The sequence below is a fragment of the Ramlibacter monticola genome, assembly GCF_016722785.1.
GTDB classification, from domain to species: Bacteria; Pseudomonadota; Gammaproteobacteria; order Burkholderiales; family Burkholderiaceae_C; genus Ramlibacter; species Ramlibacter monticola.
Genome location: NZ_JAEQNE010000012.1, coordinates 24,761 through 46,346 on the forward strand (window position 1 = coordinate 24,761; position 21,586 = coordinate 46,346).

23 protein-coding genes are annotated in these 21,586 nt (G+C 70.1%); 17 read left to right on the forward strand and 6 right to left on the reverse strand.

The genetic code is table 11. The features are described 5' to 3' along the window. Window positions 1-48: 48 nt before the first annotated feature. From trxC to JJ685_RS28520, 3 genes are all read right to left on the reverse strand, one after another. Window positions 49-501 carry a thioredoxin TrxC gene (gene trxC / locus JJ685_RS28510; protein WP_201677780.1) on the reverse strand — a complete coding sequence of 151 codons (453 nt, stop codon included), beginning with the start codon at window positions 499-501 and terminating at the stop codon, window positions 49-51. Window positions 502-563: 62 nt separating this feature from the next. Further along, window positions 564-1,478 carry a ribosome small subunit-dependent GTPase A gene (gene rsgA / locus JJ685_RS28515; protein ID WP_201677861.1) on the reverse strand — a complete coding sequence of 305 codons (915 nt, stop codon included), beginning with the start codon at window positions 1,476-1,478 and terminating at the stop codon, window positions 564-566. A gap of 27 nt (window positions 1,479-1,505) precedes the next feature. Beyond that, window positions 1,506-2,759, reverse strand: a complete 1,254-nt coding sequence (locus tag JJ685_RS28520) for a M48 family metallopeptidase (protein ID WP_201677781.1) — start codon at window positions 2,757-2,759, stop codon at window positions 1,506-1,508. A gap of 36 nt (window positions 2,760-2,795) precedes the next feature. Between JJ685_RS28520 and orn the strand changes: the two genes are divergently transcribed. Together orn and JJ685_RS28530 are read left to right on the forward strand one after the other, a co-directional pair. Continuing rightward, on the forward strand, window positions 2,796-3,401 hold the full coding sequence (gene orn / locus JJ685_RS28525; protein WP_236599363.1) for an oligoribonuclease: 606 nt from the start codon (window positions 2,796-2,798) through the stop codon (window positions 3,399-3,401). Between the two features lie 240 nt (window positions 3,402-3,641). After that, on the forward strand, window positions 3,642-5,216 hold the full coding sequence (locus tag JJ685_RS28530) for a DEAD/DEAH box helicase (protein WP_236599364.1): 1,575 nt from the start codon (window positions 3,642-3,644) through the stop codon (window positions 5,214-5,216). 444 nt (window positions 5,217-5,660) lie between these two features. Here JJ685_RS28530 and JJ685_RS28535 read toward each other — a convergent pair whose 3' ends face one another. Together JJ685_RS28535 and glgC are read right to left on the reverse strand one after the other, a co-directional pair. After that, window positions 5,661-6,920 carry a multidrug effflux MFS transporter gene (locus JJ685_RS28535; protein ID WP_201677784.1) on the reverse strand — a complete coding sequence of 420 codons (1,260 nt, stop codon included), beginning with the start codon at window positions 6,918-6,920 and terminating at the stop codon, window positions 5,661-5,663. 45 nt (window positions 6,921-6,965) lie between these two features. Continuing rightward, window positions 6,966-8,225, reverse strand: coding sequence for a glucose-1-phosphate adenylyltransferase (glgC, locus tag JJ685_RS28540; RefSeq protein ID WP_201677862.1), 1,260 nt, complete (start codon window positions 8,223-8,225; stop codon window positions 6,966-6,968). 312 nt (window positions 8,226-8,537) lie between these two features. Between glgC and JJ685_RS28545 the strand changes: the two genes are divergently transcribed. From JJ685_RS28545 to JJ685_RS28570, 6 genes are all read left to right on the forward strand, one after another. Next, the gene (locus JJ685_RS28545; RefSeq protein ID WP_201677785.1) at window positions 8,538-8,915 is read left to right on the forward strand and encodes a hypothetical protein; all 378 of its coding nucleotides are present in this window, start codon (window positions 8,538-8,540) and stop codon (window positions 8,913-8,915) included. A 128-nt stretch (window positions 8,916-9,043) separates the two neighbouring features. Further along, on the forward strand, window positions 9,044-9,658 hold the full coding sequence (locus JJ685_RS28550) for a YbhB/YbcL family Raf kinase inhibitor-like protein (protein WP_201677786.1): 615 nt from the start codon (window positions 9,044-9,046) through the stop codon (window positions 9,656-9,658). Window positions 9,659-9,753: 95 nt separating this feature from the next. After that, complete coding sequence (locus tag JJ685_RS28555; RefSeq protein WP_201677787.1) at window positions 9,754-10,008, forward strand: hypothetical protein; 255 nt, start codon at window positions 9,754-9,756, stop codon at window positions 10,006-10,008. 145 nt (window positions 10,009-10,153) lie between these two features. Beyond that, window positions 10,154-10,543, forward strand: a complete 390-nt coding sequence (locus JJ685_RS28560; protein WP_201677788.1) for a response regulator — start codon at window positions 10,154-10,156, stop codon at window positions 10,541-10,543. Between the two features lie 34 nt (window positions 10,544-10,577). Next, a complete protein-coding gene (locus tag JJ685_RS28565; protein ID WP_201677789.1) occupies window positions 10,578-11,363 on the forward strand; it encodes a helix-turn-helix domain-containing protein in 786 nt (261 codons plus the stop codon). A 179-nt stretch (window positions 11,364-11,542) separates the two neighbouring features. Further along, window positions 11,543-12,499: a Bug family tripartite tricarboxylate transporter substrate binding protein gene (locus JJ685_RS28570; protein WP_201677790.1), complete on the forward strand. Its 957-nt coding sequence runs from the start codon at window positions 11,543-11,545 to the stop codon at window positions 12,497-12,499. A 98-nt stretch (window positions 12,500-12,597) separates the two neighbouring features. Here JJ685_RS28570 and JJ685_RS28575 read toward each other — a convergent pair whose 3' ends face one another. Beyond that, a complete protein-coding gene (locus JJ685_RS28575) occupies window positions 12,598-12,780 on the reverse strand; it encodes a hypothetical protein (RefSeq protein WP_201677791.1) in 183 nt (60 codons plus the stop codon). Between the two features lie 173 nt (window positions 12,781-12,953). On the opposite strand from JJ685_RS28575, the gene JJ685_RS28580 reads away from it, so the two are divergent. The 9 genes from JJ685_RS28580 (at window position 12,954) to JJ685_RS28620 (ending at window position 21,547) form a co-directional block, all read left to right on the forward strand. Beyond that, window positions 12,954-13,703: an SDR family NAD(P)-dependent oxidoreductase gene (locus JJ685_RS28580; RefSeq protein WP_201677792.1), complete on the forward strand. Its 750-nt coding sequence runs from the start codon at window positions 12,954-12,956 to the stop codon at window positions 13,701-13,703. A 23-nt stretch (window positions 13,704-13,726) separates the two neighbouring features. Then, entirely contained in the window at window positions 13,727-14,545 is an 819-nt protein-coding gene (locus JJ685_RS28585; RefSeq protein ID WP_201677793.1) for an enoyl-CoA hydratase family protein, read from the forward strand. A 10-nt stretch (window positions 14,546-14,555) separates the two neighbouring features. Further along, window positions 14,556-15,326 carry an enoyl-CoA hydratase/isomerase family protein gene (locus tag JJ685_RS28590; protein ID WP_201677794.1) on the forward strand — a complete coding sequence of 257 codons (771 nt, stop codon included), beginning with the start codon at window positions 14,556-14,558 and terminating at the stop codon, window positions 15,324-15,326. Between the two features lie 13 nt (window positions 15,327-15,339). Then, window positions 15,340-16,521, forward strand: coding sequence for an acyl-CoA dehydrogenase family protein (locus JJ685_RS28595; protein ID WP_201677795.1), 1,182 nt, complete (start codon window positions 15,340-15,342; stop codon window positions 16,519-16,521). Window positions 16,522-16,550: 29 nt separating this feature from the next. Next, entirely contained in the window at window positions 16,551-17,279 is a 729-nt protein-coding gene (locus tag JJ685_RS28600; RefSeq protein WP_201677796.1) for a TetR/AcrR family transcriptional regulator, read from the forward strand. 74 nt (window positions 17,280-17,353) lie between these two features. Further along, window positions 17,354-18,397 (forward strand): NAD(P)H-dependent flavin oxidoreductase, encoded by a 1,044-nt coding sequence (locus tag JJ685_RS28605; RefSeq protein ID WP_201677797.1) that lies wholly within the window; start codon window positions 17,354-17,356, stop codon window positions 18,395-18,397. A gap of 24 nt (window positions 18,398-18,421) precedes the next feature. Then, a complete protein-coding gene (gene fabG / locus JJ685_RS28610) occupies window positions 18,422-19,171 on the forward strand; it encodes a 3-oxoacyl-ACP reductase FabG (RefSeq protein WP_201677798.1) in 750 nt (249 codons plus the stop codon). A 29-nt stretch (window positions 19,172-19,200) separates the two neighbouring features. Continuing rightward, window positions 19,201-20,445 carry a CoA transferase gene (locus tag JJ685_RS28615; RefSeq protein ID WP_201677799.1) on the forward strand — a complete coding sequence of 415 codons (1,245 nt, stop codon included), beginning with the start codon at window positions 19,201-19,203 and terminating at the stop codon, window positions 20,443-20,445. A gap of 142 nt (window positions 20,446-20,587) precedes the next feature. Beyond that, window positions 20,588-21,547: an MBL fold metallo-hydrolase gene (locus JJ685_RS28620; protein ID WP_201677800.1), complete on the forward strand. Its 960-nt coding sequence runs from the start codon at window positions 20,588-20,590 to the stop codon at window positions 21,545-21,547. Window positions 21,548-21,586: the final 39 nt, after the last annotated feature.

Here is a 21,586-nt window from a genome sequence, read left to right on the forward strand (position 1 = left end):
GGCGGCGAGCGGCGCAGCCCGGACACCGGCGCTGCAGCGCGCCGGCTGCTAGACCGTCGTCGTCGCGCGCGCCAGCTGCGCGCGCGTCCACTTCACGATGTCCCCCGCGGCCATGGCGCCGGCCTGCCGCGCGACCTCCTTGCCGCCGATGAACAGCGCGATCGTCGGGATGCTGCGGATGTTCAGCCGCGCACCCACGCCCTGCGCCTCGTCGGTGTTCACCTTCACCAGTTGCACGCGCGGCGCGAGCTCCGCGGTGGCCTGCTCGAAGGCGGGCGCCATCATGCGGCAGGGGCCGCACCACGGGGCCCAGAAGTCCACCAGCACGGGCAGGTCGCTGCGGGTGGTGTGGCGCTCGAACTCCGTGGCGCTCAGGTTCGCCGGCTGCCCCGCGAACAGCGCGCCACGACAGCTGCCGCAATCGGGGTTACGGTCCAGGTCCGCGTCGCGGATGCGGTTGGTCGTGTGGCAATGGGGACAGACGACATGCAGCTGGCTCATCGGGATCTCTTGCCTCCTTCCATTCAGATGAGGGCGGCGATCCCGCGGACAAGGGCTGAGCCCTAGTAACGAGGCGCTTGCGACAACTCCTCGAACAGCGTGCGGTAGATGCGGTGGCGGGTTGGTTCCACGCGTCCCGCGGGCGCGCCGGGCCCATCCGCGAGGGCCGCGATCACGCCGCAGCCCGGCTCGTGCAGGTGCGTGCAGTTGTAGAACTTGCAATTGGCCACGTGCGGCTTGAGGTCGGGCATCAGCGCGGCCAGCTGCATGCGGTCGATGTGGTGCACCCCGAATTCCTGGAAGCCGGGCGAGTCGATCAATGCCGTCGTGCGCTCCTCGTCCACCCAGTACCAGGTGGTGGCCGTCGTCGTGTGCCGGCCCGAATTCAGCGCCTGCGAGATCTCGCCGGTGAGTGCGCGCGCCTGCGGTGCCAGCAGGTTGATCAGCGTGCTCTTGCCGGCGCCGGAGGGGCCGAGCACCAGCGTGGTCTTGCCGCGCAGGTGCTTGAGCAGGTGCTCGCGGTCGGTATCGCCCGACATGCGCAGCGACAGCGGCAGCACGCCGTAGCCCATGTGCTGGTAGGGCACCAGGCGCCCCCACGCGCGTTCGAAGGGCTCAACGAGGTCGCTCTTGTTCAGGGCGATGAGGGGCGCGATGCGCTCCGCCTCGGCGGCGATCAGCGCGCGCGCCAGCTGCATCTCGGAGAACTCGGGCTCGGCCGCGATCAGCACCAGGACCAGGTCCAGGTTGGCCGCGAAGGACTTCGTGCGGATCTCGTCCTGCCGGTAGAACAGGTTGCGCCGCGGCTCGACGGCCTCGATCACGCCCTCGTCGCCGCTGGACTGCCATTTCACGCGGTCGCCGACCACCGCCTGGCTCTTCTTGCCGCGCGGATGGCAGAGGCGGCGGCCGCCGTCGGGCGACTCCACCAGGCAGTGGCGGCCGTGGCTCGCGACCACCAGTCCCGGCTGCGCCATGAGTTCAGGCAAGGCAGGCCTTTCCGTTCATGCGAGGCGGGCCAGCCGTTCGGAGGCGGGCGGGTGGGAGTAGTAGAACTTGACGAAGACCGGGTCGGGCGTGAGCGTCGACGCGTTGTCTTCGTACAGCTTCAGCAGCGCGTTGCCGAGGTCGCGGCCGCTCGTTTGCGTGGCGGCGAAGGCGTCGGCCTCGAACTCGTGGCGCCGCGAGAACTGCGCCATCACCGGCGAGACGAAGTACGTGAACACCGGCACGGCCAGCATGAACAGCAGCAGCGCGAGCGCGTCGTTGGGGCCGTCGAGGTTGGGGCGCACGCCGAGGCCGGTGTAGAACCAGACGCGGCTGGCGAGCCATCCGAGCAGGGCGAAGCCCAGGAGGCTCAGCGCGAACATGGCCACGATGCGCTTGACGATGTGCTTGTGCTTGAAGTGCCCCAGCTCGTGGGCCAGCACCGCGTCGACCTCGCCCGGCGAGAGCTTGGCCAGCAGGGTGTCGTAGAAGACGACGCGCTTGGCGGCGCCGAAGCCGGTGAAGTAGGCGTTGGCGTGGGCGCTGCGCTTGCTGCCGTCCATCACGAACAGGCCCTTGGCCGCGAAGCCGCAGCGCTGCATCAGCGCCGTCACGCGCGCCTTGAGCGTCTCGTCCTCGAGCGGCTGGAACTTGTTGAACAGCGGCGCGATGAAAGTGGGGTAGATCACCAGCAGCAGCAGGTTGAATCCCATCCAGACGGCCCAGGCCCACAGCCACCACCACGGGCCCGCCGCGCCCATGAGCCACAGGATCAGTGCCGCGATCGGCAGGCCGATCAGCGCGCCGAGCAGCGCGCCCTTCAACAGGTCGGCGAGCCACAGGCGCAAGGTCATCTTGTTGAAGCCGAAGCGCTCTTCCACCACGAAGGTCTGGTACAGCGAGAAGGGCAGGTCCAGCAAGCCGCCGATCACCGCGAACGATGCGAGCAGCAGCAGCTGCTGCGTCATGCCGGTGCCGAGCCAGCGCACCAGGACTTGGTTCAGGGCGTCGAGCCCGCCCAGCAACGTCCATCCGAGCAGCACCGCGGCGGCGAACGCCGTCTCCAGCAGGCCCAGGCGCGACTTGGCGACGGTGTAGTCCGCCGCCTTCTGGTGGGCGGCGAGGGAGACGGTGGCGGCGAAGGGTTCGGGGACCTGCTCGCGGTGGCGCGCGACGTAGCGCACCTGGCGGCTGGAGAGCCAGAACTTCACGAGGAGGCCGGCGAGGAGAAAGGCGGCGAACGCGAACGTCAGCGCGGCGGAAGCTTGCATCCCGGGATCTTACGGCCATCGGCGACAATGGCCAGCATGGCCGAACCTACAACGCACGCAGTGGCCGATTCGAACGAGACGCCCGCGCCGACCCTGGCGAAGAACGACCAGAACCTCGTCTGGCTCGACTGTGAAATGACCGGGCTGGACCCGGAACGCGACCGCATCATCGAGATCGCCGTGGTGGTGACCGGGCCGCACCTGGAGCCCCGCATCGAGGGTCCCGTGCTCGCGATCCACCAGACCGATGCCCAGCTGGACCTGATGGACTCCTGGAACCGGGGCACGCACGGCAAGAGCGGCCTCACGGAGCGGGTGCGCGCCTCCACCGTCACCGAGGCGGAGGCCGAGCAGCAACTGCTGGAGTTCGTGGCCAGGTACATCCCCAAGAACGCGAGCCCGATGTGCGGCAACAGCATCGGCCAGGACCGGCGCTTCCTGGTGAAGTACATGCCGAAGCTGGAAGCCTGGTTCCACTACCGCAACCTGGACGTGAGCACGCTCAAGGAGCTGTCGCGGCGCTGGCGTCCGGACGTCTATTCCTCGTTCAAGAAGCGGCAGCTGCACACCGCGCTGGCCGATATCCACGAGTCGATCGACGAACTGGCCCATTACCGCGAGCACTTCCTGAAGCTCGCGTAAGGGGGGTGAAACCCCGGCGGCTGTACGGCGTTGTGCGGGAAAACCCGGAACATGCGATAATCGCAGGCTTGCTGCTTCACGGCAGCTGATTCGCGCATCCGCCTTCTTGCACTGGCCCGCTCTCCACGAGCGAAATGGGCCGCAGGCCGAAAGTCCTGTTTGTCGTTGGAATGGTTGATGTATCCCAATCATTCTGATGACGGCGCCGCCCGCCCCGGGCTGCGTCGCATGGACTTTTTCATGACCGACATCCTGCAAGACCAAGACCAAGAACAAGACACCCCCGAGACCAACGGCTTCGCCGCCCTGGGCCTCGCCCCCGAACTGCTGGCGGCCGTGGCCGACCTCGGTTTCACCCAGCCCACCCCGGTGCAGCAGCAGGCCATCGGCCTCGCGATGGCGCAGGAAGCCACGGCCGGCAGCACGGCCTTCAACGACCTCATGGTCTCCAGCCAGACGGGCAGCGGCAAGACCGCCGCCTTCCTGCTGCCGGTGCTGAACACGCTGATCGCGCAGAAGGCCGCCGAAGCCGAGGCCGAGCAGCAGGCGCGTGCCGACGCGATCGCGCGCGGCGAGGACGCGACCAAGCGGCCCCGCCGCAACCCGCTGAGCCCGCGCCACTTCAAGGCCGCCACGCCGGGCGCGCTGGTGCTGTGCCCCACGCGCGAACTTGCGCAGCAGGTGGCCCATGACGCCATCGACCTGGTGAAGCACTGCCGCGGCCTGCGGATCGCCAACGTGGTGGGCGGCATGCCCTACCAGATGCAGATCGCCCGCCTGCAGAACGCCGACCTCGTGGTCGCCACGCCCGGCCGCCTGCTGGACCTGCAGCGCTCCATGCAGATCAAGCTGGACAAGGTGCAGTTCCTGGTGGTGGACGAGGCCGACCGCATGCTGGACCTGGGCTTCGCCGACGACCTGGCCGAGGTGCACCAGCTCACGGCCAACCGGCACCAGACGATGATGTTCAGCGCCACGCTGGCGCCGCGCATCCAGCAGCTGGCCACGCGCGTGATGCGCCAGCCGCAGCGGCTGCAGATCGATTCGCCGCAGGACCGGCACGTCAACATCGAGCAGCGCCTGTTCTGGGCCGACAACGCCCAGCACAAGCGGCAGCTGCTGGACCACTGGCTGCGCGACACCAGCATCGAGCAGGCGATCGTGTTCGCCAGTACGAAGATCGAGTGCGACGGCCTGGCCGAGGACCTGCAGCAGGCCGGCTTCGCCGCCGTGTCGCTGCACGGTGACCTGCCGCAGGGGCTGCGCAACCGGCGCCTGATGGCGCTGCGCAGCGGCCAGGTGCAGTTCCTGGTGGCCACCGACGTGGCCGCGCGCGGCATCGACGTGCCGAGCATCTCGCACGTCTTCAACTACGGCCTGCCGATGAAGAGCGAGGACTACACGCACCGCATCGGCCGCACCGGTCGCGCGGGTCGTGACGGCCTCGCCGTGACCTTCGCCGAGTTCCGCGACCGCCGCAAGATCGGCGACATCGAGCAGTACAGCCGCCAGCCGATCCAGGCCCACACGATCCCGGGCCTGGAGCCGAAGACGCGCTTCGAGCAGCGTCCGCCGCGCAGCGGCTTCGGCGGCAAGCCGGGCCGTCCGGGCGAGCGTCGCCAGGGCACCGGCAACGGCTACGGCAAGCACTCGGGCTTCGGCGCCAAGTCCTTCGAGCGCCGCGAGGGCGGCTTCGGCGGCGCGCCTCGCGAGGGCGGCTTCGGCGGCGCCCGGCGTGAAGGCAGCTTCGGCGGCCGCGACACGGGCGGCCACCACCGCGACTTCGGCGGCGCCCGCTCGCGCGGCGGCCGGTAAGTTCGCCGTCAACCCCGCGCAGGCGGGGATGCGAACAAGGGCGCGAAAGCGCCCTTTTTTTTGCTCCGATCTCCGGGGAGGCTGCTGGAGTGGGTTCATTTCCGCCGGATGCGGGAATCCGCGGGTGGGGGCAGTGGCTTTCTTGCCGGACCAGAACGGGGCTGTCCGTCTCTGCGACTGTCCCCCGGCGCGGATGAGAAACGCGCCCCGGGTGAGAGCGGCGCCCGCGCCTCCTCCTTTATGTCGCCGAGCCGGACAGCCCCGCTCTGGTCCTGCGCCGCGCCGGGTTCGTGTGCAGCAGCTCCGTTGACTCGGGCCGCAAGCCGTCCTCCGCAAGAAGCAGGTGCGCGAGGGGAACTGCCTGATTCGCGCAGTGCGCAGGACCGTCCTGGTCCGGCCCACTGGCAACGAACCTGCGGCTCGCCAGGCGGCGGCTTTCCGATGTCAGGCCCGCGACGACACCACCGGCGTTGCCGCCTCCGTCGGCGACCGACCCGTCTCCGGCCACCGCTTCTTCACGACGAGCCACGCCACCAGGCCGATGCTCATCATCCCCAGCGAGGCCAGCGCCAGCTCCCGCGTCGAACCCATCACGAGCGGGGCCACCGCCCCGGCCACGAACCCATTCGCGGCCGAGCCGATGAAGGCTTGCAGCGACGACGCCATGCCGCGCCGCTCCGGATGCAGGTCCAGCACCAGCAGCGTCACCACCGGCACCATCAGCGCCCACCCGAACGAGAATGCCGCGATCGGGATCAGCGCCCACCCCGCACGCGGCGTGAACAGGAAGTTGGCCGCGACGTTCAGCAGCGACACCAGCACCATCACCGTGAAGCCGTAGCGGATCTGCTGCTTCGGCGCGACGCGGCCGGCCAGCCGCCCGCTCAGGTACGAGCCGCCCATGATCCCGCTGATGGTGAGCAGGAAGAACCAGAAGAACTGCGTCGGCGCGAGGCCCAGGTGCTCGCCGAGGAAGGCGGGGGCGGACAGCACGTAGAGGAACATGCCGTTGAAGGGGATGCCGCTCGCCAGCGCCAGCAGCAGGAAGCGCGGGCTCGCCCCCAGCTGCCAGTAGCCGCGCATGAGGTTGCGCACGTTGAACGGCTGCCGGTGCGTGGCGTGCAGGGTCTCCGGCAGGAGCCGCCAGTTGGCCGTCCACAGCAGGACGCCGATGCCGGTCAGGAACCAGAAGATGCTGTGCCAGCCCGCATGCACGAACAGCCAGCCGCCGATCACCGGCGCGATCGCGGGGGCGACGCCGAAGTAGATGGTGACCTGGCTCATGACCTTCTGCGCCTGCTCCGGCGGGAACATGTCGCGGATCACCGCGCGCGACACGACCCAGCCCGCGCCGCTGCACAGGCCCTGCACGGCCCGGAAGAAGACCAGCGAAGCGATGCTCTCCGAGAGCGCGCAGCCCATGGAGGCGAGCGTGAACACCGCGATGCCCCACAGCACCACGGGCCGGCGGCCGAAGCTGTCCGCCAGCGCGCCGTGGAACAGGTTCATGAAGGCGAAGCCGAACAGGTACGCCGACAGCGTCTGCTGCATCTGCACCGGCGTCGCCTCCAGCGCGCGGGCGATGCCGGAGAAGGCGGGGATGTAGGTGTCGATCGAGAACGGCCCCAGCATGCCCAGCAGGGCAAGGAGCAGCGCGAGCGCCCAGCGGGGGGCGGTCCAGATCTGGCCGGCTTCGGGATTCATGGAGGGGAGAGCGGGTTTGTACCAGAGCCCGCCCTCCCGCGTCGCTCAGGACGACGGCAGGCGATCGAGCATCTCCCGGGTGACCAGCACCACGCCCTTCTCGCTGCGGTGGAAGCGCTCGCTGTCCGTGCGCGCGTCCTCGCCGATCACCATGCCGTCGGGGATGACGCAGCCGCGATCCATCACCACCTTGGACAGGCGCGCGCCGCGGCCGATCACGCAGTCCGGCATGATCACCGCTTCGCTGATCGTGCAGCAGGAGTGCACCTTCACGTTGGAGAACAGGACCGAGCGCCCGATGTTGGAGCCCACCACCACGCAACCGCCCGAGATCAGCACGTTCGAGGTCTCGCCGTTGAGGCCGCGTTCGTCCGGCACGAACTTCGCCGGCGGCAGCTGCTCCTGGTAGGTCCACACCGGCCAGTCCGTGTCGTACAGGTTCAGCTCCGGCATGTCGCCCGCCAGGTCGAGGTTGGCGGCCCAGAACGAGTCCACCGTGCCGACGTCGCGCCAGTAGGGCCTGTTGCGCGTCTGCGCCGGGATGCTCGAGAGGTTCAGCGGGTGCGCGATGGCGCCCCCGTCGCCCACGATCTCCGGGATCAGGTTCTTGCCGAAGTCGTGCTCCGAGGCGTCGTCCCCGAGGTCCTTCTCCAGCAGCCGGTACAGGTACTCCGCGTCGAAGACGTAGATGCCCATGCTGCCCAGCGCGCGGTCCGGCTTGCCCGGAATCGCGGGCGGGTCCGCGGGCTTCTCGAGGAAGTCGGTGATGCGGCGGTGCTCGTCGACGTGCATCACGCCCAGGGCCACGCCTTCCATGCGCGGCACCTCGATGCAGCCCACGGTGACCTTGGCCTGGCTCTCCACGTGATCGAGCAGCATCAGCGAGTAGTCCTGCTTGTAGATGTGGTCGCCCGCGAGCACGAGGATGTACTCGGGCTCGTAGGCGCGCAGGATGTCGATGTTCTGGGTGATCGCGTCGGCGGTCCCGCGGTACCAGAACGCCTCGTTGACGCGCTGCTGCGCCGGCAGCAGGTCGATGAACTCGTTGTGCGCGCCCTGCAGGAAGTTCCAGCCACGCTGCAGGTGCCGCAGCAGCGAGTGCGACTTGTACTGGGTGAGCACGCCGATGCGGCGGATGCCCGAGTTGATGCAGTTCGACAGCGCGAAGTCGATGATGCGGAACTTGCCGCCGAAGTAGACCGCCGGTTTGGCGCGGCGGTCCGTCAGGTCCATCAGCCGCGAACCGCGGCCGCCGGCCAGCACCAGAGCGATCGTCCGCTTGGGCAGTTCGCGGGCCAGGATCATGCGTTCCATCGCCGTGTCGCGGCCGAGCCCACCGACCGCTTCGAGGATGCTCAGGTTTTCCTTCATGGACTTGTTCCCCCTGAAAGCCCGACGCCAATGTCTTCCAGGCTCAGGGGCGGCCATGTAGGACGCAGCCGCCTTTCCGCCCCGATGCCGGAGGCAGCCGCCGCGGGGTTCGCGCGGGCTTGCAGCTATGGGCCGCGGGGCCGTTCGTAGGACAAGCCAGCGACTGCCTGCCAGACGGATTGTTCCGGCCGCACACAGCTGGGCTTTGGCGCTAGCATCCTCCTCACGCTGTCACGGAGCGCCGCCATGAAGAGTTCGCACCGCCTTGGCCTGCTCGTCGCCACCCTGCTGGCGGTGCTGATCGTGTTGACGGGAGTCGCCATCCACAGCCTCTTGCGGCTGGGGTCCGGCGCGCTGGCGGTCGCCGTCGCGATCACCGGTGCGGCGGCAGTGCTGGCCGTCGGCGTGGCCTGGTCGCTGGCGCGCGAGGCCGAACAGCAGCTCGGCGAGCTGCTGCCGCTCCCGCGCGAAGAATCGCCGCCGGCGCCGCCGGTGCGCAAGACCGGCTTCACGCTGCGCGAAGCGCGCCCCGGCGAGATCCCGGAGCCCTACCTCGCCGCCGTGCGCAAGGGCGCGCAGGCGCGGCAGGCGGCGTGGAAGGCGGACGCGCAACAGCACCACTGAGCGCGCCGCCGCCATCGGGCCGGCCGCCCTTGCCGTCCCGCAGGAAGCGTCCCACGCACGGCCCGGACGGGCACCCGCAGCGCGGCGCCGGCGCGCCGGCTAGCCTTGGCTGCATCACAGGAGGGTGCATGCTCGAGAAACTCCCGGAGCCGCTCGGCCACGCGCTGCGCGACGCGCGCGCCGGCCTGGACAAGCTCGTCTTCAACCGCTGCGGCCTGCGCGCGGGCCATGGCACTCTCGTCCTCGCGAGTCTCGCGTTCGCGGACCACGCGCCCATCCCGGCCCGCTATACGGCCGACGGCGAGGGCGTTTCGCCGCCGCTGCACTGGACCGGCGTGCCGGCCGGCGCGGCCAGCCTGGTGCTGATCGTCGAGGATGCGGATGCGCCGACGCCCGAACCGCTCGTGCACGCGATCGTGGTGGACCTGCCCGGCGACGACGGAGCGCTGCCCGAAGGGGAACTGCACAGCCCGAACCACGAGGGCGGCGGTGCGCACGAGGGCCGCAACTCCTACCTGCGCTCCGGCTGGCTGCCACCCGATCCGCCCACCGGCCACGGCACGCACCGCTACGTGTTCCAGCTCTTCGCGCTGGGGCCGGGCGATTCCTTCCCGGCCAAGCCCGGCCGTTCCGAAGTGCTGCGCGCGGTCGCGGAGCGCGGCCTGGCGAGCGGCATGCTGGTGGGTACCTACGAGCGCGACGGTTCCGAGAAGATCCGCAGCGCGGCAGCGGTTGCGGCGTGAAGGGGTCACGGCGGCGAGCGGGCAGGCCGGAGACCTACCCGGATGTAAGTCGATGTCCTACTTTGGTTGCACAGCCAGGTTTCCACACTTCGGCCATGCACTGCCGCCAGACCCCCACCGCCTTCGAAGCGGACGAGCTCGACCCCGAGTTCCAGATCGGCGTCTGTGACGAAGGCTTCAACGTCTTCGCCCGGATCACCATGCGGGGCGCGGACGGCGTCCGCCGCATCCAGAGCGACCTCGCCGACATGGGCTATCGGTCGGTCTCCTTCGGTACCAGCGCGCAGATGCGCGGCTGCGACCTGCTGATGGTGCGACGCCCGGTTACACCGTCCATCGCCCTGCGCTGAGCGCCCTCCAGCGCGGCCGTTGCGCGCGACTCGGAATAATCCGAGGCGGCCTCGGCGCATGCCCGGTCGCGATTCAGACGGGGACTAGGGCCCCTTTCAGTGCCCGCCGATGGGCCATCCGACGGGTGGATTGCATCATTCATGCATGTCCACCAGCAAAGATTCCCTGAAGATCTTCCTCGCCGAGGACTCCGCGCCCATCCGCGAGCGGCTGCATTGCGTGTTCGCCCGCGCCAGCATGGACGTGGTCGGCGAGGCCGCGACCCCGGCGGGGGCCATCGACCAGATCCTGGCCCTGCATCCCGACGTCGTCGTGCTGGACGTACAGCTGGAAGGCGGCAGCGGCCTGCAGGTGCTGAAGGCGGTGCGCTCGGCCGACCCGAACGTCGCCTTCGTGGTCTTCAGCAACAACTCCACCAGCGTGTACCGCGACCGCTTCCTGAAGGAAGGCGCGGCCGACTTCCTGGACAAGAGCACCGAACTCGACCAGTTGCCCCAGGCCGTCGCCAGCGCGCGCGCCCGCACAGTCCACTGAACAACGAATTGCCGCAGCAAGAGGAGCCCCTGCCATGCAAACCGTCGTCGCCGCCACCGCCCCCGTCCGCTTCGTCCCGCGCGAAACCGCGCTGCAGGCACCGGCCTCCCCCGCCGCCATCACCACGCTGTGCTCCACCTGCCACCTGAAGGAGCTGTGCCTGCCCTGCGGGCTGACCGGCATCGACGTGGAGCGCCTCGACGGCCTGAAGTTCGCGCGCCGCCGCGTCAAGGAAGGCGAGGCGCTGTACCACGAGGGCGAGAATTTCCAGTTCCTCTACGCGGTGCGCAGCGGCACCTTCAAGTCGATCCTGAACCTGAAGGACGGGCGCGAGCAGGTGACCGGCTTCCAGATGGCGGGCGAGCTCCTGGGGCTGGACGGCCTCGCCTCCGGCAAGCACGCGAGCAGCGCCATCGCGCTGGAGGACGGCGAGATCTGCGCCATCCCCTACGCGCACCTGACCGAACTGGCCACGGTGAGCCCGCACCTGCACCTCGCGATGTCGCGCATGATGAGCCGCGAGATCGTGCGCGAGCACGGCCTCATGATGCTCCTGGGCAGCATGAACGCGGAACAGCGCCTGGCCGCCTTCCTGCTGAATATCTCCCAGCGCATGAAGGCCCGCGGCTACTCCGCGAGCGAATTCCACCTGCGCATGATGCGCGTGGACATCGGCAGCTACCTGGGCATGAAGCTCGAGACGGTGAGCCGCACCTTCACCTCCTTCCAGCACCAGGGCCTGCTGAAGGTGGACAAGAAGCACGTGAAGATCCTGGACCTCGACGCGCTCCAGCAAATCTTCGACGGCCCGGTGCAGTGATGCAGTGAATCGGGGAGCGGGCTCGTCCGCTCGTACGAAGAATCCCGCCCCGCGGGGAACCAAAGTTCCGGGAACCGCGGAACCAAGGTTGGAATCTGCGTCGGACAGCACTCGCGGGTGCATACAACAGCCGAGCTGCACGCTAGATTGCCCTGCATGTGCAAACGGAGCCAAGGCAAATGAAGCGGATCGTCCAGGGACTGGCACTGGCCTTCGCGCTGTGGACAGCGTTCGCGCATGCGCAGGATTTTCCGCGCCAGCCGATCCGCATCATCGTTCCCTTTCCCCCCGGCACCGTTGCGGACCTGATCGCACGCTCCGTCTCCGAGGAACTGCGGGCCAGCCTGGGGCAGCCCGTCACCGTCGAGAACCGCAGCGGCGCGACCGGACTGGTGGGCATGGGGCTGCTCGCGCAGGCACCGGCCGACGGCTACACCATCGGCATCGGCAACGAGGCCACCCATGTCACCGTGCCGCTGATGAAGAAGAAGGTGGCGTACGACCCGCTGAGGGATTTCACGCCCCTCGCTCTGGCGGTGCGCACGACCATGGTCATTGCGGTGAACCCTGCGCTGCTGCCGGTGAACGACCTGCCGGAACTCATCGCGGCGGCGAAGACACGCGCGGGCGGCATCTCCTTCGGCTCGATGGGCGAGGGCTCGCCGCCGCAATTGATCGGCGAACTCCTGAACCAGCGCACCGGCGGCCGCTTCGTGCACGTGCCCTACGAGGGCTCGGGCCCCGCCGTGGAGGACTTGCTGGCCGGCCGCCTTCCCATGGTGATCAGCACGCTGACGACGTTGGCGCCGCGCCACGACAAGGTGCGCATCATCGCGACCGCCGACGCCGCCCGCCTGCCCGCGCTGCCCGGCGTCCAGAGCATCTCCGAGAGCGTGCCGGATCTCGTGATGCCCGGCTGGGTGGGTTTTTTTGCGCCCGCCAAACTGCCGCCGGCGGTCGCGGCGAAACTGAGTGCCGCGCTCTCTTCGGCCCTGCGCCAGCCGGCGGTGGCGCAAGCGCTGCGCAAGCGCATGCTGGAGCCGGTGGGCAGTTCGCCCGAGGAACTGCGCGAGCTGGTGCGCTCGGGGCTGGAGCGCTGGGCGCCGGTCATCGCGAAGGCGCAGAAGGTGAAGTGAGCTCGCACGGGAGCGTCCCCCGAAGGATGCCGTGCCTCCTGGAATGGCGCGGCCCGAAGGGAGGACTCCCTGCGCATCCCGGCCGGCCTGTTCAAGGCCTACGACATCCGCGGCGTCGTCCCCACGTCCCTGGATGAAGCGCTGGCCGAGGCGCTCGGCGTGTACGGCGCCATGACGCGGATCGCATCCCGGTCCGGGTAGAGAACGAGCTCGCCGCCGGGCAGCTCGGCGAGGTCGCGCGCGCCGGCCTGCCAGGGCACGTCGCGCTCGAAGAAGACCACCTGCCCGGCCGGGACGGTTCTTGCGCGCGGCAGCGGGGGCGGGCAATCCCTAGGGCGCACCGCGCGCGATTTTGATGCCGCGCAAAGTTTCCCGGAGGATGACTGAACGATCATTCAGTCGCACTCCGGCGCCCCGCCGGATCCCGCAACGCACACCGCCTGGAGATTCGTTCATGCAACTGAAGGGGAAGACTGCCGTCGTCACCGGCGCCGCCTCGGGCATCGGCCGTGCCACGGCCCGCAAGCTGGCCGAGGCCGGCGCCTACGTCCTGCTGGCCGACATCGCGGAAGAAGGCGGGCGGGCCGCCGCCGCCGAAATCCGCGAACAGGGCGGCCAGGCGGACTTCATCCGCCTCGACGTGACCGATGCCGACTCGATCGCGGCCTTCCGCACCGAGGCCTACCGCAAGAGCGCGCACGTGGACATTGTCGCCAACGTCGCGGGCTGGGGGAAGATCCAGCCCTTCCTGGAGAACACCCCGGAGTTCTGGCGCAAGGTGGTGGACCTCAACCTGATGGGGCCGATCGCCGTCACCCATGCCTTCCTCGGCGGAATGATCGAGCAGGGGCAGGGCGGCAAGGTGGTCACCGTCTCCAGCGATGCCGGCCGCGTCGGCAGCCTCGGCGAGACGGTCTACTCGGGCGCCAAGGGCGGCGCCATCGCCTTCACCAAGAGCCTCGCGCGCGAGGTCGCGCGCCACAACATCAACGTGAACTGCGTCTGCCCCGGGCCGACCGCCACGCCGCTGCTGGCAGCCGTGCCGGAGAAGCACCAGGAAGCCTTCGTCAAGGCGACGCCGATGCGGCGCCTGGCGCAGCCTTCCGAGATCGCCGACGCCGTGCTGTTCTTCTGCACCGAGCAGTCGGGCTTCGTCACCGGCCAGGTGCTCAGCGTGAGCGGCGGGCTGACGCTCGCCGGCTGAACCATCCCTTCCCAGGAGCCACCATGTACAAGCTCAAGGCCTCGGAATTCCGTCCGAAACACTTCCGGCTGGACGTCGCCGACCGCGTCGCGACCGTCACGCTGAACCGGCCGGACCGCAAGAACCCGCTCACCTTCGACAGCTATGCGGAGCTGCGCGACACCTTCCACAAGTTCCAGTACGTCGACGACGTGCGCGTGGTGGTGCTCACGGGCGAGGGCGGCAATTTCTGCTCGGGCGGCGACGTGCACGACATCATCGGCCCGCTGGTCGGCATGGAGATGGACGCCCTGCTCGCGTTCACCCGCATGACGGGCAACCTGGTGAAGGAGATGCGGCAGTGCCCGCAGCCGATCATCGCGGCCGTCGACGGCGTGAGCGCCGGGGCCGGCGCGATCCTGCCCATGGCCTCGGACCTGCGCTACGGCACGGCGAAGACCAAGACCGCCTTCCTCTTCGTTCGGGTGGGCCTGGCCGGCTGCGACATGGGCGCCTGCGCGATCCTGCCGCGCCTGATCGGGCACGGGCGGGCGTCGGAACTGCTCTACACGGGGCGTTCCATGAGCGCGGAGGAAGGCCTCGCCTGGGGCTACTTCAACGAGCTGCTGCCCTCCGACGGCCTGCAGGCGAAGGCGAAGGACATGGCGCAGACGCTGGCGAACGGCCCGGCCTTCGCGCACTTCATGACCAAGAAGTGCCTGCACCAGGAGTGGAACCAGACCATCGAGCAGGCGCTGGAGACCGAAGCCGAGGCGCAGGCGATCTGCATGAAGACGAAGGACTTCGGGCGCGCCTACCACGCCTTCGTCGCCAAGCAGACGCCGGTGTTCCAGGGCGACTGAGGCCGCACGCATGGACACGGCCCGCCCCCCCATCACGCTCGCCATCGAAGGCACGATCGCCATCGCGACGCTGGACCGGCCGCCGGTCAACGCGATCGACGATGCCTGGGTCGCCCGCCTGGACGCCATCCTCGACGAGGTCGAGGCGGACGCCCGCGTGCACGTGCTGTGGATCCGCAGCGCCACCCGCACCTTCTGCGCCGGCGCCGACCTCGCCCTGATGCGCGAGCGCTTCGCGACCGAGGACGGGCGTGCGCGGATGGTGGACCTGACGCGTGCGATGCAGAAGGTGTTCGCGCGCATCGAGCACAGCCCGCGGGTGTCGCTGGTGGAGGTCGGCGGCGCCGCGCTGGGCGGCGGGCTCGAACTGGCGCTGGCGTGCGATGTCCGCATCGTGGCCGACACGGCGAAGCTGGGCCTGCCGGAGGCGAGCCTGGGCCTGCTGCCGGGCGCCGGCGGCACCCAGCGCCTCACGCGCCTCTGCGGCGACGCGATGGCGCGCCGCATGATCTTCACCGCGGACGTGGTGGACGGCCGGCGTGCCGCGACGCTGGGGCTCGCCCAGGAATGCGTGCCGGCCGCCGAACTGGAAGCCGCGGCGCGCGCACTGGCCGAACGCATCGCGGCGGTTCCCACCGCCGCCCTGGCGGCCTGCAAGCGCTGCATCACCGCCGCGGTGGAAGGCAAGGAAGACGGCTACGCCGCGGAGGTCGAGGGCACCGCGATGCTCTATGCGCAAGGCGAGAGCCAGGCCCTGGTGCGCCGCTTCCTGGCCGGCTGAAGGAGTCATTCCCATGTACCACGACGAGAGCTGGCTCGACTGGCCCTTCCTCGAAGCGCGGCACCGCACGCTGGCCCGCGACCTGGAGGGCTGGTGCGAGCGGGAACTGCCTCGCGACCACCCCGAGGACATCGATGCGGCCTGCCGTGCCCTGGTGGGCAAGCTGGGCACGGCCGGCTGGCTGCGCCATGCGGTGGGCGGCAGCGAATGGGGCGGCGCGGGCGAGACCATCGACACGCGCAGCCTCTGCCTGCTGCGCGAGACCCTGGCGCGCCATTCCGGCCTGGCCGACTTCGCCTTCGCGATGCAGGGACTGGGGTCCGGCGCGATCACCCTGCACGGGACGCCGGCGCAGAAGAAGCGCTACCTGACCCGCGTGGCGAGCGGCGAGGCGATCCCCGCCTTCGCCCTGTCGGAGCCCGATTCCGGGTCCGACGTGGCGGCCATGCGATGCAGCGCGCGCAGGGAAGGCGAGCACTACGTCCTCGATGGCGAGAAGACCTGGATCTCCAACGGCGGCATCGCCGACTTCTACGTCGTGTTCGCCCGCACCGGCGAGGCGCACGGCTCGCGCGGGCTGTCCGCCTTCATCGTCGAGGCGGACACGCCCGGGTTCCAGGTCGCCGGCCGCATCCCGGTGATCGCGCCGCATCCGCTGGCGCGCCTGCGCTTCACGGGCTGCCGCATCCCCGCCGCCCAGCGGCTGGGCGAGCCCGGCCAGGGCTTCCGGATCGCGATGCAGACGCTGGACATCTTCCGCACCTCGGTGGCGGCGGCGGCGCTGGGCTTCGCGCGGCGCGCGCTGGCCGAGGCGCTGTCCCGCAGCACGACGCGCAGGATGTTCGACCAGCTGCTGGTCGACTTCCAGATCACGCAGGTGAAGCTGGCCGCCATGGCGACGGGCATCGACAGCGCGGCCCTGCTCACCTACCGGGCCGCCTGGCTGCGCGACCAGGGCCGCAGCGTCACGCGCGAGGCGGCGATGGCCAAGATGCAGGCGACGGAGACGGCGCAGCAGGTGATCGATGCCGCGGTGCAGTTGTGGGGCGGGCTGGGCGTCGTCTCGGAGCAGCCGGTGGAGCGCCTGTACCGCGAGATCCGCGCGCTGCGCATCTACGAAGGGGCCACCGAGGTGCAGCAACTGATCATCGCGCGCCAGACGCTGAACGCTTTCCGGGGCGAGGCGCGCCTATAGAATCGCCGCGCATTCCGGAGAAAGAACGCATGGCGCTCGAAGTGGTCAGCAAGGTGGAGGTCCCGGAGCTGGTGGAGAAGCGCCAGACCCAGATCCTGAAGGCGGCGATCGAGCTGTACGGCAGGCAGGGCTACCACGTCACCACCATCCGCGAGGTCGCGCAACGCGCCAACGTGAGCGTGGGCCTGATCTACCAGTACGTCCACGACAAGGAGGACGTGCTGTTCCTCGCGCTCGTCGAGGTGCTGGACTCGTACCTGCGCGAAATCCCGCAGGCGCTCGAAGGCCTCGCCGACCCGATGGAGCGCTTCGGCGCCGCGGTGCATGCCTACGGGCGCGTGATCGACGAGCGCATCGAGGCCACGCTGCTGGTCTACCGCGAAACCAAGTCGCTCGGCCGCCAGCGCCGCGAGCTGCTGAAGGCCAAGGAGATCGAGAGCAACAAGCTGATTTCCGACTGCATCGAGCAATGCGTGGCCCAGGGGCTCTTCGACGAGGTGGACGTGGAGATGCTCACGTACATGATCGTCATGTTCTGCCATGCCTGGGCGCTGAAATCCTGGCGCTTCCGCGGCCGGCTCACCATCGCGCAGTACGTGGACCGCGGCCTGCAGCTGATGCTGCACCCGGTCGTCACCGCGCGCGGCAAACGCTCGCTCGCCTCCGTGGACTCCCGCAGGCTGGCGGTGGCCGAAGGGAAGCCCAGCCCGGCGGCACGCAAGACGACGGCACGCAAAGGCGCCAAGCCGCGCCACTAGCGCCACCCTCGCGCTTTACAAGCCTCTCCGCGTTGCTGCACGATCCGTCTTCCCCTCCATCCCATGCAGCCGCCATGAGCCTTGCCGAACTCCTCGGAATCTCCGTCCCCATCCTCCAGGCTCCCATGGCCGGCGTGCAGGGCAGCGCCCTCGCGATCGCCGTCTCCGAGGCCGGCGGACTGGGCGCGCTCCCCTGCGCGATGCTCGCGCCCGACGCCATGCACAAGGAGCTCGCGGCGATCCGCGCGCGCACGGACCGGCCCTTCAACGTCAACTTCTTCTGCCACCACCCGCCGGAGCCCGATGCGGCACGCGACGCAGCCTGGCGCGAACGGCTCGGTGTCTATTTCGCCGAGCTGGGGGTCGATCCGGCCTCGATTCCCTCGGGGCCGGGCCGCCTGCCCTTCAACGCCGACGCCGCCGCGGTGCTGGCCGCGTTCCGCCCGCCCGTGGTGAGCTTCCATTTCGGGCTGCCGTCGCCGGACCTGCTGGAGCGCGTGCGCGGCTGGGGCGCGAAGGTGCTGTCTTCCGCCACCACGGTGGAGGAGGCGCGCTGGCTCGAATCCCACGGCGTCGACGTCGTGATCGCCCAGGGCCTGGAGGCCGGCGGCCACCGCGGCATGTTCCTGTCGGAGGACCTGAACACGCAGCTCGGCACGCTGGCCCTGGTGCGGCAGGTGGTGCAGGCGGTGAAGGTCCCCGTGGTCGCGGCCGGCGGCATCGCCGATGCGGCAGGGGTCGCGGCGGCGATGGCGCTCGGCGCCGCCGGCGTGCAGGTGGGCACGGCCTACCTGCTGTGCCCCGAGGCGAGCACCAGCACCTTGCACCGTGCCGCACTCGCGAGCGAGGCCGCGCGGGTCACCGCCGTCACCAACGTCTTCACGGGCCGGCCCGCGCGCGGGATCGTGAACCGCGCGATCCGCGAACTGGGCCCGATCGACGCGGCGGCGCCTGCCTTCCCGCAGGCCGCGCCCGCGATGGGCGTGCTGCGCGCGAAGGCGGAGAGCCTGGGCCGCAGCGATTTCTCGCCGCTGTGGTCGGGTCAGAACGCGAGCGGCTGCCGGGCGGTCCCGGCGGCGGAAGTCACGCGCGAGTTGGCGCGCGGCTGCGCGCGCTAGCGAGTCGTATCGAGGAGGAAAGACATGGATCTGGAAATCGGCGGCAAGGTCGCCATCGTCACAGGCTCGGCCCGCGGGATCGGCGCCGCCACCGCGCGCCGGCTCGCCCAGGAGGGCGCGAAGGTGATCGTCAACGACATCCTCGCGGAGCAGGCCGGGGCCACGGCAGCCGCGCTGCGCGCGGAGGGCCTGCAGGCGCACTGCATCGTCGCCGACATCACCCGGGCCGCAGAGGTGCAGCGCCTGGTCGACGAGACCGTGGCGCACTTCGGCGGCGTGCACATCCTCGTGAACAACGCCGGCTTCCCGCGCGACAAGTACCTGGTGAAGATGAGCGAGGAGGACTGGGACCTGGTGATGGGCGTCATGCTGAAGGGCGCCTTCCTGGTCACGAAGGCCGTCATGCCTCGCCTCATCGAGCAGGGCTGGGGCCGCGTGATCAACATCAGCTCGCGCGCGCACTTCGGCAATCCCACGCAGGCCAACTATTCGGCCGCGAAGGCGGGGCTGATCGGCATGGCGAAGGCGCTGGCCATCGAGGAAGGCCGCTACGGCATCACGGTCAACTGCGTCGCGCCGGGCTTCATCGAGACCGAGATGGTGCAGGCGCTCGCCACCTACGAGACGATCAAGGAGCGCGCGATCCAGATGCAACCGGTCAAGAGGGTGGGGCGGCCCGGCGACATCGCGGACGCGGTGGCCTTCCTCGCGTCCGAGCGGGCCGGCTTCATCTCGGGCGAGGTGGTGCACGTCACGGGCGGGCGCTACGGTTGAAGGTTGCCGCGATCCGGCATGATCGCGGCATGACCTATCCCTTCCTCTCCGGCCTGCGCGTCGTCGAAAGCTCGGCCTTCATCGCCGCGCCGCTGGCGGGCCTGGCGCTCGCGCAGCACGGGGCCGACGTGATCCGCGTGGACATGATCGGCGGTGGCATCGACTACGGTCGCATGCCTCGCGTGCCCCATCCGGAGGGCCGCGGCCGCAGCTTCTACTGGACGGCGCTGAACAAGGGCAAGCGATCCATCGCCATCGACCTGCGCCGGCCCGAGGGCCGCGAGCTGGTCCAGCAGCTGGCGACCGCGCCGGGCCCGGATGCGGGCGTGCTGCTCACCAACATCGGCACGCCCTGGCTGGCGCACGAGGTGCTTGCCGCGCAGCGGGCCGACGTGATCACGTGCACGATCCAGGGCAACCCGGATGGCAGCACCGCGCTGGACTACACGGTGCATTGCGCCACCGGTTATCCGGCGATCACCGGCGGCGGCTCGCTGCAGCGGCCGGTCAACCAGGTGCTGCCGGCCTGGGACATCGCCTGCGCCTGGCAGGCGGCGCTGGCGATCGCGGGGGCCCTGCGCCACCGGGGACGGACCGGGCAGGGCGCGGAGCTGAAGCTGGCGCTGTCGGACGTCGCGTTCACGACGCTGTCGCACCTGGGCGTGCTGGCCGAGGCGGAGCTGCAGCAGCAGGACCGGCCCTCGCTGGGCAACCACCTGTACGGCGCCTTCGGGCGCGACTTCGGCACCTCGGACGGCGCGCGCCTCATGGTGGCCGCGATCTCGATCAACCAGTGGAAGGCGCTGGTCGCCACCTGCGGCATCGGCGAGCAGGTCGCGGCGCTGGAGCGCCGCCTGGGGCTGGACTTCGCCGACGAGGCGCAGCGCTTCGAAGGGCGCGAGGAGATCGCGGCGCTGGTGGAGCCCTGGTTCGCCGCGCGGACGCGGCAGCAAGCGGAAGCGGCGCTGGAAGCGAACAAGGCGTGCTGGGGCCGCTACGACACGGCGACCGGCCTGCTCGCGCACGACGCGCGGGTGGGCGAGGCCAACCCGGTGTTCGAGCGCATCGCGACGCCGGGGATCGGCTCGCACCTGTCCGCGGGCGCGGCGGTGCGGGCGTCGGGGCTGGAGCGCGAAACCACCTCCCCCGCGCCCTTGCTGGGAACGCATACGGACGAAGTGCTGCACGAAGTCCTGCGCCTGGACTCCGGCGCCATCGGGCGGCTGCACGACGCGGGCGTGGTCGCGGGGCCGCAGCGGGATCCCTCGGCATGAGCGCCGCACGGCCGCCCGAAGGCGCTCGCCCCCTCCGCTTGCGGAGGGGGGCCTCTGGGGTCCCCACAAAAATGCTTCAGCATTTTTGTGGGGTGAGAGGTGTGGCGGAGCACGCAGTGCGGAGCCTGGGGGAGGTTATCCAGTGAACGCGCCGGCGGCCTTGCAGGACGAGCGCCTGGCGCACGGGATCACGGTGGTCGACACCGGCTTCGTGCGTCCGCAGTTCGATGCGGCCTACCTGGTGGTGGAGGAGGGGCGGGCCGCGGTCATCGACACCGGAACCAATGCCGCGGTGCCGCGGATCCTGGCGGCGATCGCAGCCCGGGGGCTCGCGCCGGCGGATGTCGAGTGGGTGATCCCCACGCACATCCACCTGGATCATGCCGGCGGGGCGGGCTTGCTGATGCGGCACCTGCCACGGGCCCGGCTGCTGGTGCATGCGCGCGGGGCGCGGCACATGGTGGATCCGTCGCTGCTGCTGGCGGGCGTGCGCGCGGTGTACGGGGAGGATGTCGTCGCGCGCGACTACGGCGAGCTGGTGCCGGTGAGCGCGGACCGCGTGCTGGCGGCGGAAGACGGCCAGGTCGTCCATCTCGCGAAGCGGCCGCTGCGCCTGCTGGACACGCCAGGCCATGCGCGCCATCACCTGTGCATCTGGGACGAGGCGAGCCGGGGTTGCTTCACGGGCGACACGCTGGGCATCTCGTACCGGGAGTTCCACGACGCGCGCTGGCACTACGCGCTGCCTTCGAGCTCGCCGGTGCAGTACGACCCGCTGGCGCTGCGGGACTCCGTCGCGCGTGTGCTGGCGTTGCGGCCCTCCGCGCTCTACATCACCCACTATGGCGCGGTGGGGCACGTCGCGGCGCAGGCGGAGATGGTGGTGCGGCAGAGCGATGCGATGGCGGCGTTGACGCGCGACCTGCACGGCACACCGGGCTTCGGGCAGCGGCTGCGGGACGGGCTGCGGGCCCTCTATCTTTCCGAAGCGCGCGCGCAGGGAGTGGGGCTGGGCGATCGGGAGGTGCTGCAGCTCGTGGAAGCCGACGTGGAGCTGAATGCGCAGGGGCTGGAGATCTGGGGCCGCCAGTCGCCGGATTGAGGGTGCCGGGGCGGGGTCTGCGCCCGGCGCAGGATCGAA